Annotated in this window: 16 protein-coding genes; 1 reads left to right on the plus strand and 15 read right to left on the minus strand. The window is 32.4% G+C overall.

Going from position 1 to position 16,452, the window contains the following annotated elements:
- Nucleotides 1-4: 4 nt before the first annotated feature.
- The 10 genes from BX659_RS05945 to BX659_RS05990 form a co-directional block, all read right to left on the minus strand.
- Nucleotides 5-784 carry a class I SAM-dependent methyltransferase gene (locus BX659_RS05945; protein ID WP_097017781.1) on the minus strand — a complete coding sequence of 260 codons (780 nt, stop codon included), beginning with the start codon at nucleotides 782-784 and terminating at the stop codon, nucleotides 5-7.
- A gap of 15 nt (nucleotides 785-799) precedes the next feature.
- Complete coding sequence (locus BX659_RS05950) at nucleotides 800-1,057, minus strand: tautomerase family protein (RefSeq protein WP_106231711.1); 258 nt, start codon at nucleotides 1,055-1,057, stop codon at nucleotides 800-802.
- 45 nt (nucleotides 1,058-1,102) lie between these two features.
- Nucleotides 1,103-1,762: an NUDIX hydrolase gene (locus tag BX659_RS05955; RefSeq protein WP_106231713.1), complete on the minus strand. Its 660-nt coding sequence runs from the start codon at nucleotides 1,760-1,762 to the stop codon at nucleotides 1,103-1,105.
- A 442-nt stretch (nucleotides 1,763-2,204) separates the two neighbouring features.
- Nucleotides 2,205-3,851 carry an ArnT family glycosyltransferase gene (locus BX659_RS05960; RefSeq protein WP_106231714.1) on the minus strand — a complete coding sequence of 549 codons (1,647 nt, stop codon included), beginning with the start codon at nucleotides 3,849-3,851 and terminating at the stop codon, nucleotides 2,205-2,207.
- An 83-nt stretch (nucleotides 3,852-3,934) separates the two neighbouring features.
- Nucleotides 3,935-5,500 carry an ArnT family glycosyltransferase gene (locus BX659_RS05965; protein ID WP_181186418.1) on the minus strand — a complete coding sequence of 522 codons (1,566 nt, stop codon included), beginning with the start codon at nucleotides 5,498-5,500 and terminating at the stop codon, nucleotides 3,935-3,937.
- Nucleotides 5,501-5,537: 37 nt separating this feature from the next.
- Nucleotides 5,538-5,801, minus strand: coding sequence for a lipid-A-disaccharide synthase N-terminal domain-containing protein (locus BX659_RS05970; protein ID WP_097017776.1), 264 nt, complete (start codon nucleotides 5,799-5,801; stop codon nucleotides 5,538-5,540).
- A complete protein-coding gene (locus tag BX659_RS05975; RefSeq protein WP_106231717.1) occupies nucleotides 5,801-6,526 on the minus strand; it encodes a glycosyltransferase family 2 protein in 726 nt (241 codons plus the stop codon). The genes BX659_RS05970 and BX659_RS05975 overlap by 1 nt, the downstream gene beginning before the upstream one ends.
- 25 nt (nucleotides 6,527-6,551) lie before the next feature.
- Nucleotides 6,552-7,496 (minus strand): NAD-dependent epimerase/dehydratase family protein, encoded by a 945-nt coding sequence (locus BX659_RS05980; protein ID WP_106231719.1) that lies wholly within the window; start codon nucleotides 7,494-7,496, stop codon nucleotides 6,552-6,554.
- Nucleotides 7,497-7,686: 190 nt separating this feature from the next.
- Entirely contained in the window at nucleotides 7,687-9,102 is a 1,416-nt protein-coding gene (locus BX659_RS05985; protein WP_106231720.1) for a sensor histidine kinase, read from the minus strand.
- Complete coding sequence (locus BX659_RS05990; RefSeq protein WP_106231722.1) at nucleotides 9,099-9,776, minus strand: response regulator transcription factor; 678 nt, start codon at nucleotides 9,774-9,776, stop codon at nucleotides 9,099-9,101. Before BX659_RS05990 ends, BX659_RS05985 begins: the two co-directional genes overlap by 4 nt.
- Before the next feature lie 342 nt (nucleotides 9,777-10,118).
- Here BX659_RS05990 and BX659_RS05995 point away from each other — a divergent pair, with 342 nt between their 5' ends.
- Nucleotides 10,119-10,829 (plus strand): phosphatase PAP2 family protein, encoded by a 711-nt coding sequence (locus BX659_RS05995; protein ID WP_181186419.1) that lies wholly within the window; start codon nucleotides 10,119-10,121, stop codon nucleotides 10,827-10,829.
- 166 nt (nucleotides 10,830-10,995) lie between these two features.
- Here BX659_RS05995 and BX659_RS06000 read toward each other — a convergent pair whose 3' ends face one another.
- From BX659_RS06000 to rimO, 5 genes are all read right to left on the minus strand, one after another.
- Nucleotides 10,996-12,237 (minus strand): hypothetical protein, encoded by a 1,242-nt coding sequence (locus BX659_RS06000; RefSeq protein WP_106231725.1) that lies wholly within the window; start codon nucleotides 12,235-12,237, stop codon nucleotides 10,996-10,998.
- A gap of 308 nt (nucleotides 12,238-12,545) precedes the next feature.
- Entirely contained in the window at nucleotides 12,546-13,697 is a 1,152-nt protein-coding gene (locus BX659_RS06005; RefSeq protein ID WP_097017769.1) for a DUF362 domain-containing protein, read from the minus strand.
- A gap of 119 nt (nucleotides 13,698-13,816) precedes the next feature.
- Complete coding sequence (locus tag BX659_RS06010) at nucleotides 13,817-14,275, minus strand: phosphatidylglycerophosphatase A family protein (RefSeq protein ID WP_097017768.1); 459 nt, start codon at nucleotides 14,273-14,275, stop codon at nucleotides 13,817-13,819.
- Entirely contained in the window at nucleotides 14,272-14,796 is a 525-nt protein-coding gene (gene pgsA, locus BX659_RS06015) for a CDP-diacylglycerol--glycerol-3-phosphate 3-phosphatidyltransferase (protein ID WP_097017767.1), read from the minus strand. The genes BX659_RS06010 and pgsA overlap by 4 nt, the downstream gene beginning before the upstream one ends.
- Nucleotides 14,793-16,121, minus strand: a complete 1,329-nt coding sequence (rimO, locus tag BX659_RS06020) for a 30S ribosomal protein S12 methylthiotransferase RimO (protein WP_097017766.1) — start codon at nucleotides 16,119-16,121, stop codon at nucleotides 14,793-14,795. The genes pgsA and rimO overlap by 4 nt, the downstream gene beginning before the upstream one ends.
- Between the last annotated feature and the right edge of the window lie 331 nt (nucleotides 16,122-16,452).

Below are 16,452 nucleotides of genomic sequence, written 5' to 3' on the forward strand. Positions count from 1 at the left end.
AAAATTATTTCCTAGCCGATACATTAATCCTCCTAAAGGTCTCAAAACACCTTCCATCTTCTAGCTCAGTACTTTCTAACATTCTCTTAATCACAATATTTCTAAAGGATTCAGCATCTTCTTCTGCTATAAATTCTAAAAATGGTACTAAAGAAGGATGCTCAATCCACTTGACCAATTCAGCAGAGTTAGGAAAATTCCAATCAGCATTCTCTTCCCAAACCTCTATCTGACTGAATTTGCACCCTGCAATTAACTCCTCATAATGACTGACTTTAGGCATATACCAAGGCCATTCAAAACCATTGAAGTACCTTCTATATCTAGCTTCTTTAATCGTTCTTCTGATCACCCCAAAATAGTTGGAGCAATTACCATCAGCAGCAAAATTAAAACGAATTGTTCCTTTAGGTTTTAATGCCTTAAAGCAGTTATTGAGTAAGTTATTATGGTCTTTCACCCAATGCAAAGCCGCATTAGAAAAGATAAGATCAAATTGCTCTATAAAGTTAATCTGATTGATATCCATTACTTGAAAGTCTAGATTCTCTTTAAGCAATCTAGTAGCAGTCTTGACCATCCCTAAAGAGGCATCAATACCTAAAACCCTACCCTTGGGAACAGCTTCAGCCAATTGAGCAGTCAATACTCCATCACCACAGCCTAAATCGAGGATAGTCTCATCTCCTTTTAAGTCTAGCTCTCCTATTAATCTTCTTCCCCATTCTTTCTGATGTTTAGAAGCCTTCTTATACTTCTCACCATCAAATTCAAAATTTTTCACTACAAACACACCTTTCTACTCTTCTTTTAGGCTCAATAATTCCTTTCCCACCTTTTCTTCTACACCCATCTTTCCACATCCTTCACCAAACTTGATAGAATGTAACTCTCCTCCTGTTGCCCAATTACTCCTATCATATTCATCAATTATCACTGTAACCCATTCTGCTTTAACATTTAATATCTCGACTGCTTCCTTAGTAATGGCTTTTACAAATCTTTTCTTCTGCTCTATAGTTCTTCCTTTAGCCAATTTCAGATTAATATAAGGCATCTTAGCACCTCCATAAATAATATTAATTTAAATTATTTTAAATCATTAACAGAATCTTTCCACAAAATCATAGATTAGCTCTGCTGTTATCCCCCAAATAATTCCTTGCTCAGTCTGATAGAGATATATCTTATGATCCTTTCCACTCCAAGGCTTAGTATAGCGCTGAGGCAGTCCTAACTCTTTAGCTGGAAAGGTTATTACCTCTTCGCCATTTTGATTAAAATAGCTAGGCTGTATCTCTAGTCTGACCTGATACTCCTGAGGACTATTATCTTTAAAATAAGCTATGGGAAGAGTAAATACTTCAGCAACCTCTCCTCGATTTATCTCTAAATCCTCTAAGCTATCTATCTCTAAAACTCCTACAAAGGTATCGATAGTTGCTCCCATAGCTGCCACTAAGGTATCTAGCTTACCTATAATCTTAATATTCTCCTTAATAACCCCCAACTCTTCCATAGTCTCTCTAATAGCAGTATCCTCATAATTTGAATCAATCCTGGGGTCATATTTACCACCTGGAAAACAGACCTCCCCACCTTGACTGATATTAGCAGCCCTTCTTTCAAAAAGAAGATGATACTCTCCATCTATCCAATATAGTAACAATAAGACAGCTGAATTAAAGTACTTGTCCTTTCTATGTATCCCTGGGAATTTAGGTAGCTTATCCTTTAAATCATCTAAAAATTTATCATGCATCTATGATTCCTCCTTTAATAGCTTATTGACCTATTTTTAATATATCTCTATACTTAGCTTATATTATAAATTCAACTCTTGATTTATTAAATTCAGTATTAGTAAAGATATTCCTGCTATAATTAACTATTGGAACCTTATTCACTGTATATACTAAAATAAGATTTTAATATGAAGTAATATAGAGATAATGCGACACTTTGCAACTAAGTATAAGGCTAAGATTAAGTTTGAGTAAATCATAAAAACACTGCTTAAACTATCCTTAGACTTATACTTAATCTTATACTTAAACTCAAAAAGTGTCGCAATATTCCCATTAAGTCTCACTTTACATTTTTAAGATATAATTGCATCCCCCAAATAATTAGGGAATTTTAACATCATTCTCTATTTAAAAATTAAAAGCTACCAACCAAAGTCGGTAGCTTTACTCAATAATCTAATTATTCATTGTTTTTATTAACAACATATCATTACTTCCAACCTTATACTCCCTGACTAGCCAACCTTCTTTAACTTCAAAGGAGTTATAAAATTTATCCTTATCAGAGACAATTAAAATTACACCCTTGGAATTATCTAAAAATTTCTTTACTTCTTCTTTACTTTCAAAGATATAATCATAATAGATTCCATTATAAAAGATAAATCCACTATCATTATTATGAGAACCCCATAGTCCCACCTCTTCATCAGCTACTTGCAAAACAGCTAGATCATCGGCCAAATATCGTTCACTCTTAACAAAATTAACACTTGGCATAACTATGGTTTTCATTAATAAAATCAATACTACTGAAAAAGTTAAGGTAACTGTAAATACTCTCTTACTACTCTTTTGGAATATTAAAGAGAGGAAAAGAAGTCCCCAAATAATAAAGAATAATGATAAAGATTTAATAACAGTAGTAAAGCCATATTCTCTTATCATAGAAGTGCTAAACTCTTTCTCTAATAGATCAAAGCCTTGTAATGACAAGAATATTCCCGCTATTAAAATCAAGATACCAAAAATTAATACTGGAATCTTTAGCCCCTTTAAAGATTCTATCTGCTTCTTAGAAAATTCACTGAAATACCACCCAATTAAAAGAGCAAAGGCTGGATATACCTGTAACAAGTATATTCCCCGCTTACTCCCTACAAAACTCAATATAATCAAAATACTCATAAACCAGATACAATTAAATTGTATTAACTTAGGTAAAGTATCTCTCTTCTTCCACAGATAATAGGCTGCTGGAATTAAGAATATAGTCCAAGGCAAAGCTTCAATTGGGAAGTTAATCAGATAATAATAAACAGGATTGGGATGACCTTGTGCTCCAGTAGAATACTCAAATAACTGGTCTATTACTGTTACTTTAAAATAATTATATCCTGCGACTTTAAAGACCAAAGCTATCCAAATTCCAACTACCACAGCAAAGAATATAAACCCTTTAATCCAGGCTATATTCTTCAGCTTAGCTAATTCTTTACTTATAGCTGCATAGACTAAAATAACAACTACTGGTAATAAGGCTACTGGGCTTTTGACTAAAGAAGCAACCCCCATTAACAAAAAAGCTAAACAAGACTTCCAACAACTATCTTTATCTTCTAATTGTTCATATAATAAAATCATAGCTATAGTAGTACAGAAGATAAGTGGAATATCTAAATTGACCCTCATGGCAAACCAGAAGTAATTACCAATAGTTGCTAAAACAATTCCCATTAAGATTCCAACTCTTCTTTCTAATTTACTCCCGTAATAATAACTAAGTATTCCAACTAACAGACTTCCCAAAATAATCCCAGGTAATCTGACCGTTGTAACAGTTATCTTGCCAACTAGTGCTGAAAAAGCTGCAATTATCCCAAAATATAATGGTGGTTTCTCATAATAAATCTCCTGATTTAAATGAGGAATAATCCAGTTTCCTTCTGCTAACATCTCTCTAGCTACTTCTGAGTAACGTGGCTCATCAGGAGACCACAGATCATAATTCCAAATATTAAAGAGATATAAGCTAAAAACAATAACAGTTAATATTAAAGTATAGATTAAGAGCTTTTTATCATAGTTAATCCTTTTAATCAAAATAAATTCCTCCCCAAAATTATTCGAATCTTCCAATTAATATTTTGATATGTTTAAGATTCTCCAAAACCCCTCTCTTCCCTTCATTGTTCTTGCTTTAATAATAAAAGATAATCATTTGATGAATATACTTGCTTAAAGTCATCAGCTAATTTATTCTTAAAATTACTCCAATGATTAATGTTCATAATTATTAAAACCTGTTTGTTATTTCTAATATAACTAAATAAATTCTCTTCTCCCTTTATATCAGGAATGATAAATCCAGTATAGACTGCTAAAGTTTCAGGCTGTCCATATTCGTAAGCAACAATATTATTTAAGCCTTGCTCTTTAAATTTTTTCATTTTATTAGCAATAGGTCTTTTAGTATAGGTAGCACTTAAAGGTGGAACTACTCCCCATGAAAAATTAACCAAAAAAATAGAAATCAATAATAAAAACAGATACGGAATAATCTTATAGCTCTTCTTAGCTAGTGAAAATAATATAATTAGACTTAATCCAAGCATAGAAATGACTGTAGGCATTAATATATGCCTTAAGTCAATGCCTTCTATAGTTTCAGGAATTAACAGAGTAATTATTATAAATAAGATAGCAGCCATAGCTGCTGGAATAACTAGATAACTGTTATTTGTCCTCTTCTCTAAAACTTTTTTGAATAGCATTGCTACTAATAGACTAGCTGCTGGATAAATAGGAAGCAGATAAATATCTAATTTACCACTGATCATAGAAAAGAGTAAAAAAGGCATCCAAAACCAAGCTAATAGAAATTTAAATTCTCTGCTTAAATTTCTTCTATTCTTAAGAGCATAGACAAAACTACTAATTAAAAACATAGACCATGGTAAAAAAGTCAAAGGGAACATAATAAAGTAATAATAAAAGGATCTTTGATGAGCAAAAGACTTAACTGAACGACCAAAGGTCTGTACAATCAATAGCTCATAAGCATATTCTTTACCACCACTAATAATAGCTGGTATAATCCATAATAAAACTACTATAAAAAAAGTCATAAAACCTTTAAATATATTCATCTTCTTCAATTCAGCTAAATTACCTTCTAACAAGAGAAAGAAAAAAACTATTGATAACGGGTCTAAAAACCCAGCTGGTCCCTTAATAACTGTAGCAATTCCCATTAACAAGAACATCAATTGATAGTATCTACCCTTAACTTCCTTATCAGTAGAATATCCAATAAAAAATAATAATAGAGCAGCAGTGATAAATAAACTCATCATCATATCCATTCTGACAAAAATCGACATTCCAAAAAATAAAAAACTAGTAGTCAAGATCAATGAAGCTAGTAATGAATATTTGTTTTTCATAAATACACTGCCAATAAAGAAGGTCAGTATTACAACCATTATTGAGCTAATTATACTAGGTAGAACCATAGCCAGTGTTGAATAGGTTCCAAAGATAACTTTAAATAGATTCAAAACCCAAAAGTAAGCAGGAGGCTTATCTGAATAAAACCTTCCTGCTAACTGGGGAACTAACCACTGGTGGTTAACTAACATCTCTCTAGCAACCTCCACATATCTCAATTCATCACGATAATGTAAATCACGATTGATTGCTGAAGGAATATAAATAAATCCACAAAATATAACTATTACTAACAGGGACAATAAAATCTTATTTTTAGTAATATTATTGTTTTTAATATTAATCCTTCTCCCTTTCACTATTTTTCTTGATTAAAATTAAATTTCTTAGATAGATAAATGAACCAGCAGCTTGCCCTAGAATAAAGACAGGATCTTTTTGGTGAATCGCATAACTTAATAAAGTAAGACTGCCTGCAATACTTAAATACCAGAATACATTAGGGATCACACTCTGTTTAGCCTTCTCAGAAGCTATCCATTGTACAATAAATCTCAAAGAAAAAATCACTTGCCCGATTAATCCTATCACTATCCACAACATTAATTATCTTCTCCCTTAATTTGATAATCTATCTGCCTTTTCTGCATCCATCTTACAGCTAAGGTATCCTTCAAACCAGCCCACAAACGATTACTAATCCCATACTTAGAACTACCCTCATGTCTAGGATAATGATTGACTGGAACCTCTATTACACTATACCCCTTCATCTTAGCTAAAGTAGGAAAGAAACGATGCATTCCTTCAAATAAATTATAGTCTTTAACTACTTCACTTTTAAATAATTTCAAAGGACAACCTGTATCAATAATCTCCTCATTAGTTAGCCAATTTCTGACACCGTTAGCAATCTTAGAAGATATCTTCTTAATAACTGTATCCTCTCGGTCTACCCTTACTCCACAAACCAAATCATACTCTTCAATCTTTGTTAATAGCTTTAAAATATCTGTTGGATCAACCTGCAAATCAGCATCTAATGTAGCTACCAACCTTCCTTCCGCCTTCTCAAAGGCTGCTGCAAAGGCTGCAGTCTGTCCATTATTCTCTGTAAAATGGTATACTCTAACCTCTTTATACTCTGCAGCTAACTGATCAAGCAACTCACTACTTCCGTCAATACTTCCATCATCAATATATATAATTTCAAAGGATTCAACCTCATCGGCTATTGCTTGTATGATTTTTTCAGTCAATGGTCTTAAATTACCATATTCATTATAGACTGGTGCAACTACGGATAACTCTACTTGATAATCCTTCATAACACATCCCCTTTTCTTATAAAATCTATTCATATATTTCTTTAAGCCATTGAATTTCTCTTTCTAAACCTTCTCTTAAGCCTATTTTAGGTTGATAGTCCAGTCTCTTTCTAATCTTACTCTCATCTGCTTCAGTATGTCTAACATCACCTTTAGCTACCTCTTTGTATTCTCGCCTAGCATTTTTACCTATTATTTCTTCCATAATATCAAGCGTCTGATTTAAGGTAACCCGCTCTCCTGCTCCACCTACATTAAATATTTCACCTTCTATATCACTTAAAGCCGCTAAGATATTTGCTTCTACTATATCACTAACATAGGTAAAATTACGAGATTGTTCGCCATCACCAAAGATTATCAACTTTTCACCTTGTAAAATAGCCTTAATAAAGATATGAAAAGCCATATCTGGTCTCTGCCTCTCTCCAAAAACAGTAAAGTATCTTAATGATATAGTTGGAACACTGAAATTCTTCCAATATAAATAACATAAGTTCTCTGCTGCCAACTTTGCTACCCCATATGGGGATACTGGCTGTAAATAATTGCTCTCTTTCATTGGTAATTGATCAGTATCACCATAAACCGATGATGATGATGCATAAATAAACTTTTTAATCTTAGATTCTCTAGCAGCCTCTAATAATTGTTGGGTCAACCGAATATTATTATCAGTATAGATATCAAAATTACTTCCCCAACTAGATCTCACACCAGCCTGAGCTGCTTGATGATATATGTAGTCAACCCCTGTTAATAAATCTACTAGATCCATCTCTAATAAATTGGCTTCAATAAAATTAAAATTCTTCTCCTTAATAATAGTTTCTAAGTTCTTCTCTTTTAATTTACGTGAATAATAATCAGTAAAACAATCTATTCCAATTACCTTCTCTCCTCTTTTTAACAATTCTTCAGCCAAATTTGAACCAATAAAACCTGCTACTCCTGTTATTAAATGAACCATTTATTAATACACCCCTTTATATCTCAATAAATTAAAATAGTTAAAAACTATAATTAATATCTTTCAATTTGGATATTACGATACTTTTTTGCTTTAATGGTTAGGGATTAAAGGTTTACTCTTTATCTAATACATAAAGTATCTTAATCTCTCTATTCTGTAAATTTTATTATTAAGATAAATGAATCACTTAATTGCCTTTTTTATTCTGTGGAAGATAAATAGTAAAAGTACTCCCTTGATTGATTTCACTTTCAAGTTCGATAATTCCCTTATGAACTTTTACAATCCATTGGCAGATTGATAAACCTAATCCACTTCCACCACTAGCTCTAGAACGGGACTTATCTACACGATAAAACCTATCAAAGATATAAGCTTGCTCTTCTTTAGAGATACCAATACCAGTATCCTTAATCTCAATTTTAATCTGATTATTTTTAGCTTTAGTGTCAATATATATACTACCTTTAGGATGAGTATATTTAATAGCATTATCTAAAAGATTTATTAACAACTGAGTCAACATACTCTGATCACCATAGAGATTTAATCCTTGCTCAACCTTAGAATCTATGTTTATATCCTTCTTTAATGCCAATTCCTCCATCTCTTCAATAACTATTTCAACCAATTCTGTGAAATCTAAATTTTCTTTCTCAATAGGTTGTTGATTCATATCACTACGAGCTAATAATAGTAATTGACCTACTAAATGGCTCATGTAATCGGTCTGCTTGTGGATAACCTTTAAGGAATGTCTGTAATCCTTAATAGACCTTTCTCCTTTTAAATTTTCTTCAGCATGAGCTCTAATTATAGCAATAGGAGTCCTTAGCTCATGGGAAGCATCACTGGTAAATCTCTTCTCTCTACTAAAGGCTTCTTCTAAACGGTTTAATAAATCATTTAAAGTATCTATCAAACGCCCTGTTTCATCATCACTATTCTTAGCAATTATTCTTTTGGACAAATTACTATGGCTTATAGCTTGTGCCGTCTTATTAATCTGGTCAATAGGCTTTAATGCTTTATAAGCTAAGAAATAACCACCACTACTAGCCAACAATAAAGTTAATGGTATTCCAAATATTAAAATAGTTATTAGCTTATTCAAGGTTGCTTCTTCATCAGTTAAAGAACGGGCCAATCTTAAATATCCTATAGACTCTTGGTTGTTTTTAGCTATTACAGTCACTACTACCCATTTCTCATCACTTCCCCTACCTTCTAATTCTATTAAAAAATCAGATTCAACAGACTCAATTATTTTAGGAGTTACTTTATCAACATCTTTTCCCATAAGTAGTTCTCCCGATTGATTATAAAAAGCACTGATAGTCCCTTTAAAAACAATCTCCTCCAACTCTTCCTCTAATTTAAGCAAATATGGTCCGCCATCTTCTTCCTGTTCTTTACTTACTTCTCTTAAAACCTTCTCTGCCTGAATTTGTAGTTGCTCTCTTACTCTATCATGAATATAATTTTCCATACTCCAATAGAGTACTCCATTAAATAATACCAAGACTAAAATTAAAATAATAATGTACCAGAAAGTAAGTCTAACCTTAATTCTTGAAAAGAAATTCTTCAATCTAGCCATCATTGCTTTATTCCTTTCAATCTATAGCCCCGTCCCCTAACAGTCTCTATTAATTTCCTATCAAAATCTTTATCTATCTTCTTACGAAGATAACGAATATATACATCTACAATATTAGAGTTACTACCATATCTATAATCCCAAACATGCTCCTCAATCTGAGTTCTGTTTAAGACTTGTCCACGGTTTCTCATTAAGTATTCTAAGACAGAATACTCTTTAACTGTCAACTCAATCTCTTTTCCTGCTCTAGTCACCTTATGGGTAATAGTATCTAAGACCAGATTATCTATCTTTAAGACATTATTACTCTCATCTAACTTCCTTCTAAATAATGCTCTAATTCTCGCCCTTAGTTCAGCAAAAGCAAAGGGTTTAGTTAAATAATCATCTGCGCCTAAATCTAATCCCCTTACTTTATCCTCTATTGATTCCTTGGCTGTAAGAATTAGTACAGGCACCTTATTTCCTTGATCCCTCAATTCCCTTAATACTTCTAGTCCACTTTTTACAGGTAACATTAAATCTAAAATAATCAAATCATATTCTATCACTGTAGCTAAATCTAGTGCTTCTTCTCCATTATTAACAGTATCAACTGCATAACCATCTTCTTTTAATCCCTTCTGTAAAACTTCTGCTAAATGATACTCATCTTCCACTATTAAAAGTCTCACCTTTATTGCCTCTCCTTTCTTTAATTTACTAGTTTGAAATAAGCTCAACAATAACAAAGTTCATGCTATATCTAACTTAATTATATCTGCTATTTTACTCTTCTCATACTATTCCCTTTAATAAATCAACTTTCCTACATATTTTATATTAAAAGAATTAAATAAAAATTAAAAAAAGATTAAAATATTTTAATCTAAAATATAATTATCTTTCAAAATAATACAATTCTATTTAAATTAGAGAACCTTAATCTCAATTTCATTTCTCTTTAATATTAATATCATAAGCTTAAAGAAGAAAATACTTAAAGGAGTGATATTATGTTAGCACCATCTATCTATATGTATATTTTATTTATTTTTATTATCTACTATTTAATCAAAGAAGACTATTGGAAAGGTTCCTTTAGCAAATTACAGATTATAATTAAAAAGAATTCTAACCTATTTCTCATTGCTCTTATTTTGACAATATTCTCAATTTCATTCTTAGATTTACCGATTTCAAAATATTTTTCTCAGCAAAATAGTATTAGCTTTTTAAAACCCTTCATTAAAATTATAAATAATTTTGGAGACGGGTCTTTTATATTCCCCTTATTTACAACTTTATTAATTGTTTCTTTACTAATTCAACAGGATAAATATAAAAAAATATTATTAATCTCTCTTAGTTCTTCTATTTACGCAGGATTATTTAATTTGTTTTTAAAGATCTTCTTTAATAGAGCTAGACCTTATATTGATTTAAATCCTTATAAATTATTTGTTTATAAGAATATTAATATCTTTAGGGCAGATTACTGGAGTATGCCTTCAGGTCATACTATCGTGGCATTTGCCGCTATAATACCTCTAGTAATTCATTTTGAAAACAAACTATTAAAATCTTTGTTAATTACTATATCAATTTTAGAAGCTTTTGCTCGAGTATATCTCTTTAAACATTGGCTCAGTGATGTAATTATGGCTGCTTTTTTAGGTACAATAATTGGTATAATAGCTTATCAAAATAATATAACATCTTCTACTAATAAAGAACTTATACAATAGCGAGATATTGCAACAGTTTAATAACAGTGTAAGTGACTTGTCACTAAGATTTAAAATTTTATCCTAAAGTTGAATGAATATATCTAACTACATAAGCCAAAATCATTAAACCTATTATCGCCTTATTCTAAAACACCTGAAAACATAATGTTTTCAGGTGTTTTATTTATTTCTCTTGATAAAATTTATAACTAACCTTCTGCTCTAATTGAGCTGGTCCTTGACGATCTTTCTCCCACTCCTTGATATCATCTAAGCTTTTAAAGGAGGTATGGGGACTAACTAGAGACTCTAACCTAAGATACCAAGGCTGCTCATCTATAACTACAATGGTCTTATCAGGATCTACATTGCCCCAATGGGATAATCTATGTTCATAGAAATTTCTACCCTGCCCATTCTGCCAATATGTAATTATCCGTTTAGCTTCAATCTCTCCTACTAAAACTGCACCCTCAGGTGCTTTATCTTTAATACTTCCTATTCTACCTTCTAATAAAGGTAGATGATTGACAAAGCCTTCTGGTGAACGGGTATAATCAAAACGAACCTTTCCTAAAAGCTCTGTTACCTTAGAAAAATTAAAAGTAACCATAATTCCTGTTCTGATATCCCTCTCATCAAACTTTTCATCTAAGAGATTTTCATATAAAGCTCCTACTTTGTATCCTTTCCAGTCAAACCCCAAATAAAAACTATAACCTGGACCACTTCTACCTAACTGATAGGGTCTTCCCTCTCTTTTAACTGGACCTCCTGGATGGCGCAGGGGTAAATCTCCAGCTCTAGCCTCAAAATCTAACATTCCAAATTTATCACGATAAAAGATATAGTTTTCTATTAAATTGCTACCATCCCGTTCCCCAAATCCCCAATTTATACCTGTTATGTGATAACCTAAGCCATATTTACTATTATAATCTAAAGTTAGCATTTGACCATTATAACCAGTTTCAGCATTCTCATAACGCAAATCCTCAGTTCCTGGTACCTGATCAAAGGTAGATATTAAATCTGGATTTGGAAACCTTAAATATCTCATCTTACCTATCTTTAAGCTCCCACTTAAAGTACCTAATTGCCCATAGTGATAACCATAGCTCTCTATGTAGAGTTCATCAAAGTTAGGGTCAAAGCCTTCAATTGTACCAAGCTTCTTATTAGACCTTAAAATTGAATTCACTCTTATCCCAGGTGCTAAATCAACATTTGATTTTAATTGTAGGTTTCTTAATTTAAAATGATCATTCCAAAAATGAGCCCCCACACTCAAATCCCAGTTACCATTAAATCTCCCTATATAAGGAAACCACCAATCACTTTCTATCTCTTCTGTAGCACTAGCTCCACCTGCCAATATTACATTTATAATAAAAATTATAAGTACATACCTTATTACTCTTTTCAATCTAATTTCTCCTTCCTACCTTTAGCTTGCTCTGCTTATAGTAAACCTAAAAAGATCATAAATATTTCATGAAATTTATTATATAAACCGATAAAGATTTCATATTAATAATTATTATGTTAATTTATAACCTAAAGATAAAAACAATTTTTTGCCACCAATTTCACTAATCTCCACGAATTATTCCAAGATAAGTTGAAATATTAAATTAAGATTTTGATTTTATCCGTGTTTCATTTGTGTTAATTCGTGGCTAAAGAAGTTAAAATTTTTTCGTGTTCTCTATAATATAGATATTTAAATTTAAACTACTTCCCAAATAATAATCTTCCTAAAAATGGTCGATGAATGTCAACAGCCTCTTGAGGGCATAGCTCTTGGCAGCAGAAGCAACGAATGCACTCATCCAAATTTGCTTCTACACAATTGTCAGTCTTAGTAATTATTTTTGGTGGACAGCTTTGAATACAGACTCCGCATTGTACACACTTATCCTCTTTAAAGATCGGCTTAGGTCGCATATAGGAAAGCAACCATTTAGCAATTGGAGCAGGTAACCTGAGGGTCAATAATTCAACAGAATCCTGAATAGTTGGTGCCACAAAGGAATATTGCTCTACCTCTTCACCTAAAAGCTCAACCTCCTCTAATTGATAGATAAGCCCTCTATCCTTAGCAATTTTAATGGTAGGAATTGATAAAGGATCTACTTTAGCTACTTTCGCCATTACTACATCTAAAGCAGCAGGATTGGGACTGATTAAGATAGTATTTAATTTGATAGGTTCTCCCCCTGTAGGACCCTCTCCCTCCATTCCCATAATCCCATCCATAATTGTTAAATCTGGATTAGTAGCCAAGGCTATATCCATTAACGCATTGGAAAAATCATTGATCTCCTGCATCTTCATATGGTACTCTGCTTTTAATAGACCTGGAACTGCACCAAACATATTCTTGACCCCACCAGTCATTTTAGTCAAACCATGGCTCTTAAATTTAGGTAAATTAATTATTACATCAGCATCACTAATAAAGCTACCTAAAGTTATATTCTTCAAGATCTCACCTTCAGTAAAAGTGCTTTGAGTCTCCTCAAAGTTCCAATTTAGCTCTGCTCCAGTCTTCTTAGCAACCTCTTCCATTCCAGTCTTACGATAAACTCTCTTTACCATTGATTCATTAAAGGGTCCACCAGGACTATCCCCAATGATCACCTTTGCACCAACTTCCTGCACCAGCTCTGTTACTGCTTGGACTAGAACTGGATGAGTTGTAGCAGATTTTTCTACTTTCTTTGCCATAACTAAATTAACCTTTAACAATACTTGCTGGTTAGGCTGAACAAAAGCCTCCATTCCACCCCAAGGTTCTAAACCTCTCTTTAAATTTTTCTTTATTAACTGAACATCATAATCATTACATTTTAATATCATTACCCGATTATCTTTAAAGCTCATTATGGTCTCTCTCCTTCAATATAAGATATACCTATAATTTCTAGCATTAGATTCAAAATCCCTTTAAATATGTAGACAAGGATAAAAAAGTACTATGATTTCTCATAGTACTTTAGCTTCTAAGCAAAATGTAGAATAAATTGAATTAATAGATTGGCTATTAAACCTGCCAAGATATCATCTAACATAATTCCCACTCCACCATGGAATTTCTGTAGATTACGAATTGGTGGTGGTTTTAGAATATCAAAGACTCTAAATAAAACAAAAGCAGGAATCAACATAGTAACTGGCAGATTATACATAGCAACCAATAAACCTGCAAATTCATCGACTACAATCTGTGGTGCGTCCTTCTCACCAAAGAGATTTTCAGCATGGTGAGATAGAAAAGTACCAACTATAAATACTATAAATACCAATGGAAATCCTACTAATCCCATGCCAAACTTGAAAGCAATCCATAGTAAGATAGCTCCTAGCAAAGTTCCTACTGTTCCTGGGGCATAAGGGCTAAGTCCACTGTAAAATCCAGTGGCAAGAAATTCAACGACCTTATCGATGCTCCATCCTTTCATTCACTAATCAACTCCTTAGACTTTAATAAGTAATCTAGACCAGAGATTAAAGTCAATATTACAGCAGCCCACAATAAAATATTAGCAAAGGGTAAGCCCAAGATTAAAAATATTATAGAAAAAATCTGGGCATTGGTCTTATACTTCCCTAAATTACTTGCTGCAATTACAACTCCTTCAGCAGCAGCCAAAATCCTAAGACCAGTAACAGCAAATTCACGGCTGATGATAATCACTGCTGGCCAAGCACTGATTGCCTGCATATCAACTAAAGAGATAAAAGCCGCTGAGACCAATAACTTATCAGCTAAAGGATCGATGAACTTCCCTAAATTGGTTACTAAACCATCCCTTCTAGCAATATAACCATCTAAGGCATCGGTAATCGCAGCTAGAATAAAGAATCCTAAAGCCAAGTATCTCCCTATATCACCTAAGGATTCCACCAATAAAAAGACCATAAAGATTGGTACTAAAGCAATTCTAAGCAAAGACAATTTATTTGGTAAATTTAAATTCATTCAATCTCCACTCCCACTAAATCATACTCATAAGCCTCCGTAACCTTAACCTTAATCATATCACCTATCTGAGCTGATGTACCTTCTACATAGATAACCCCATCAACATCAGGAGCATCTCTTCGTGTCCTTCCAACCATAATCACTGGTTCTTCTGACTGAACCTCTTCTAATAAGACTTCAACTTCTTTACCAATCCAAGCCTGATTTCGTTGATAAGAAATATCTTCCTGTAAACTCATTACCCTTTCATATCGCTCTTGCTTTCTCTCTTCAGGAATCTGACACGGCATCTGAGCAGCTACAGTCCCTTCCTCTTGAGAATAAGTAAAGGCACCTAAACGATCAAACTCCGCTTCTTTAATAAAGTCAAGTAGAGTCTTAAACTGCTCTTCACTCTCCCCTGGAAAGCCTACAATCAATGAGGTTCTTAAAGTAATATCAGGTATTCTCTTACGTAATTTCTTGATAGTTCTTAATACATCCTCTTTAGTTCCACCACGATTCATCTGCTTTCTAATCTCATCATCGGCATGTTGAACTGGTAAATCTAAGTAATTCAAAATCCTCTCTTCTGTAGCGATTAAATCGATTATCTCATCAGTTAAATGGCTTGGATAAGCATATAATAGTCTAAACCATTTAATATTATCAATAGTTAGTAACTCCTTTAGTAAATCTACTAATTTTGACTTACCATAGAGATCAATCCCATATTGGGTTATATCTTGGGCAATAATATTGACCTCTTTAACACCTGCTTGAGCTAATTGTTCAACCTCTTTTTTAATATTTTCAATTGACCTACTCTTTAAAGCTCCTCTTAATTGAGGAATAATGCAATAAGAGCAGCAGTTATTACAGCCCTCTGCTATCTTAACATATGCTGTATGATCTGGTGTTAGATTGGTTCTAGGTAGATAGCGATCATAGTCAAATTCAGGATTAGTAACCTCTATTCTCTTCTTGCCACCAAAGGCATCATTGATAACCTCTACAATCTCGTCAAAATTTCCTGTTCCTATAATAGCATCAACCTCTGGCATCTCTTTTTTGAGTTCTTCACTATATCTTTGAGATAAGCAGCCAGTCACTATTAATAACTTACAATTACCGTCCTTCTTATACTCAGCCAACTCTAAAATACTATTAATCGATTCTTCTTTAGCATCAGAGATGAAACCACAGGTATTGACTATCAATACTTCAGCCTCATCATATTTCTTGACTATCTCATGTCCATCTTCTCTAATTAAACCCAACATAATCTCAGAATCCACTTGATTCTTAGCACAACCTAAACTTAGCAATCCTATTTTACTCATTTTAAAAAGTCACTCCTCTTATAACTTATTATCTTATATACTGGTAGATTTATAAACACTATTTTAACTTCTCTAATTATTATATAGCTTTTCACCATCTTAATTAAAAAATCCTTTATTCATAACAAGATTTAATACTAACATCATTATATAATTCAATAAATATTAACTATATATAAGATATTGAAGATTTAATATTGATCTATAACTAATAATTCTCTTAAAAAAATAAAATCTTTTAACAACAAATTAACACCAATTGTACAAATTAGAGCTTAAAAATAAAATTAATAATACTAAATGAAGATAAGAGAGCATAATTGCTCCCTTA

Origin of the sequence: Orenia metallireducens (assembly GCF_003001995.1) — a bacterium.
Taxonomy (GTDB): Bacteria; Bacillota; Halanaerobiia; order Halobacteroidales; family Halobacteroidaceae; genus Orenia; species Orenia metallireducens_B.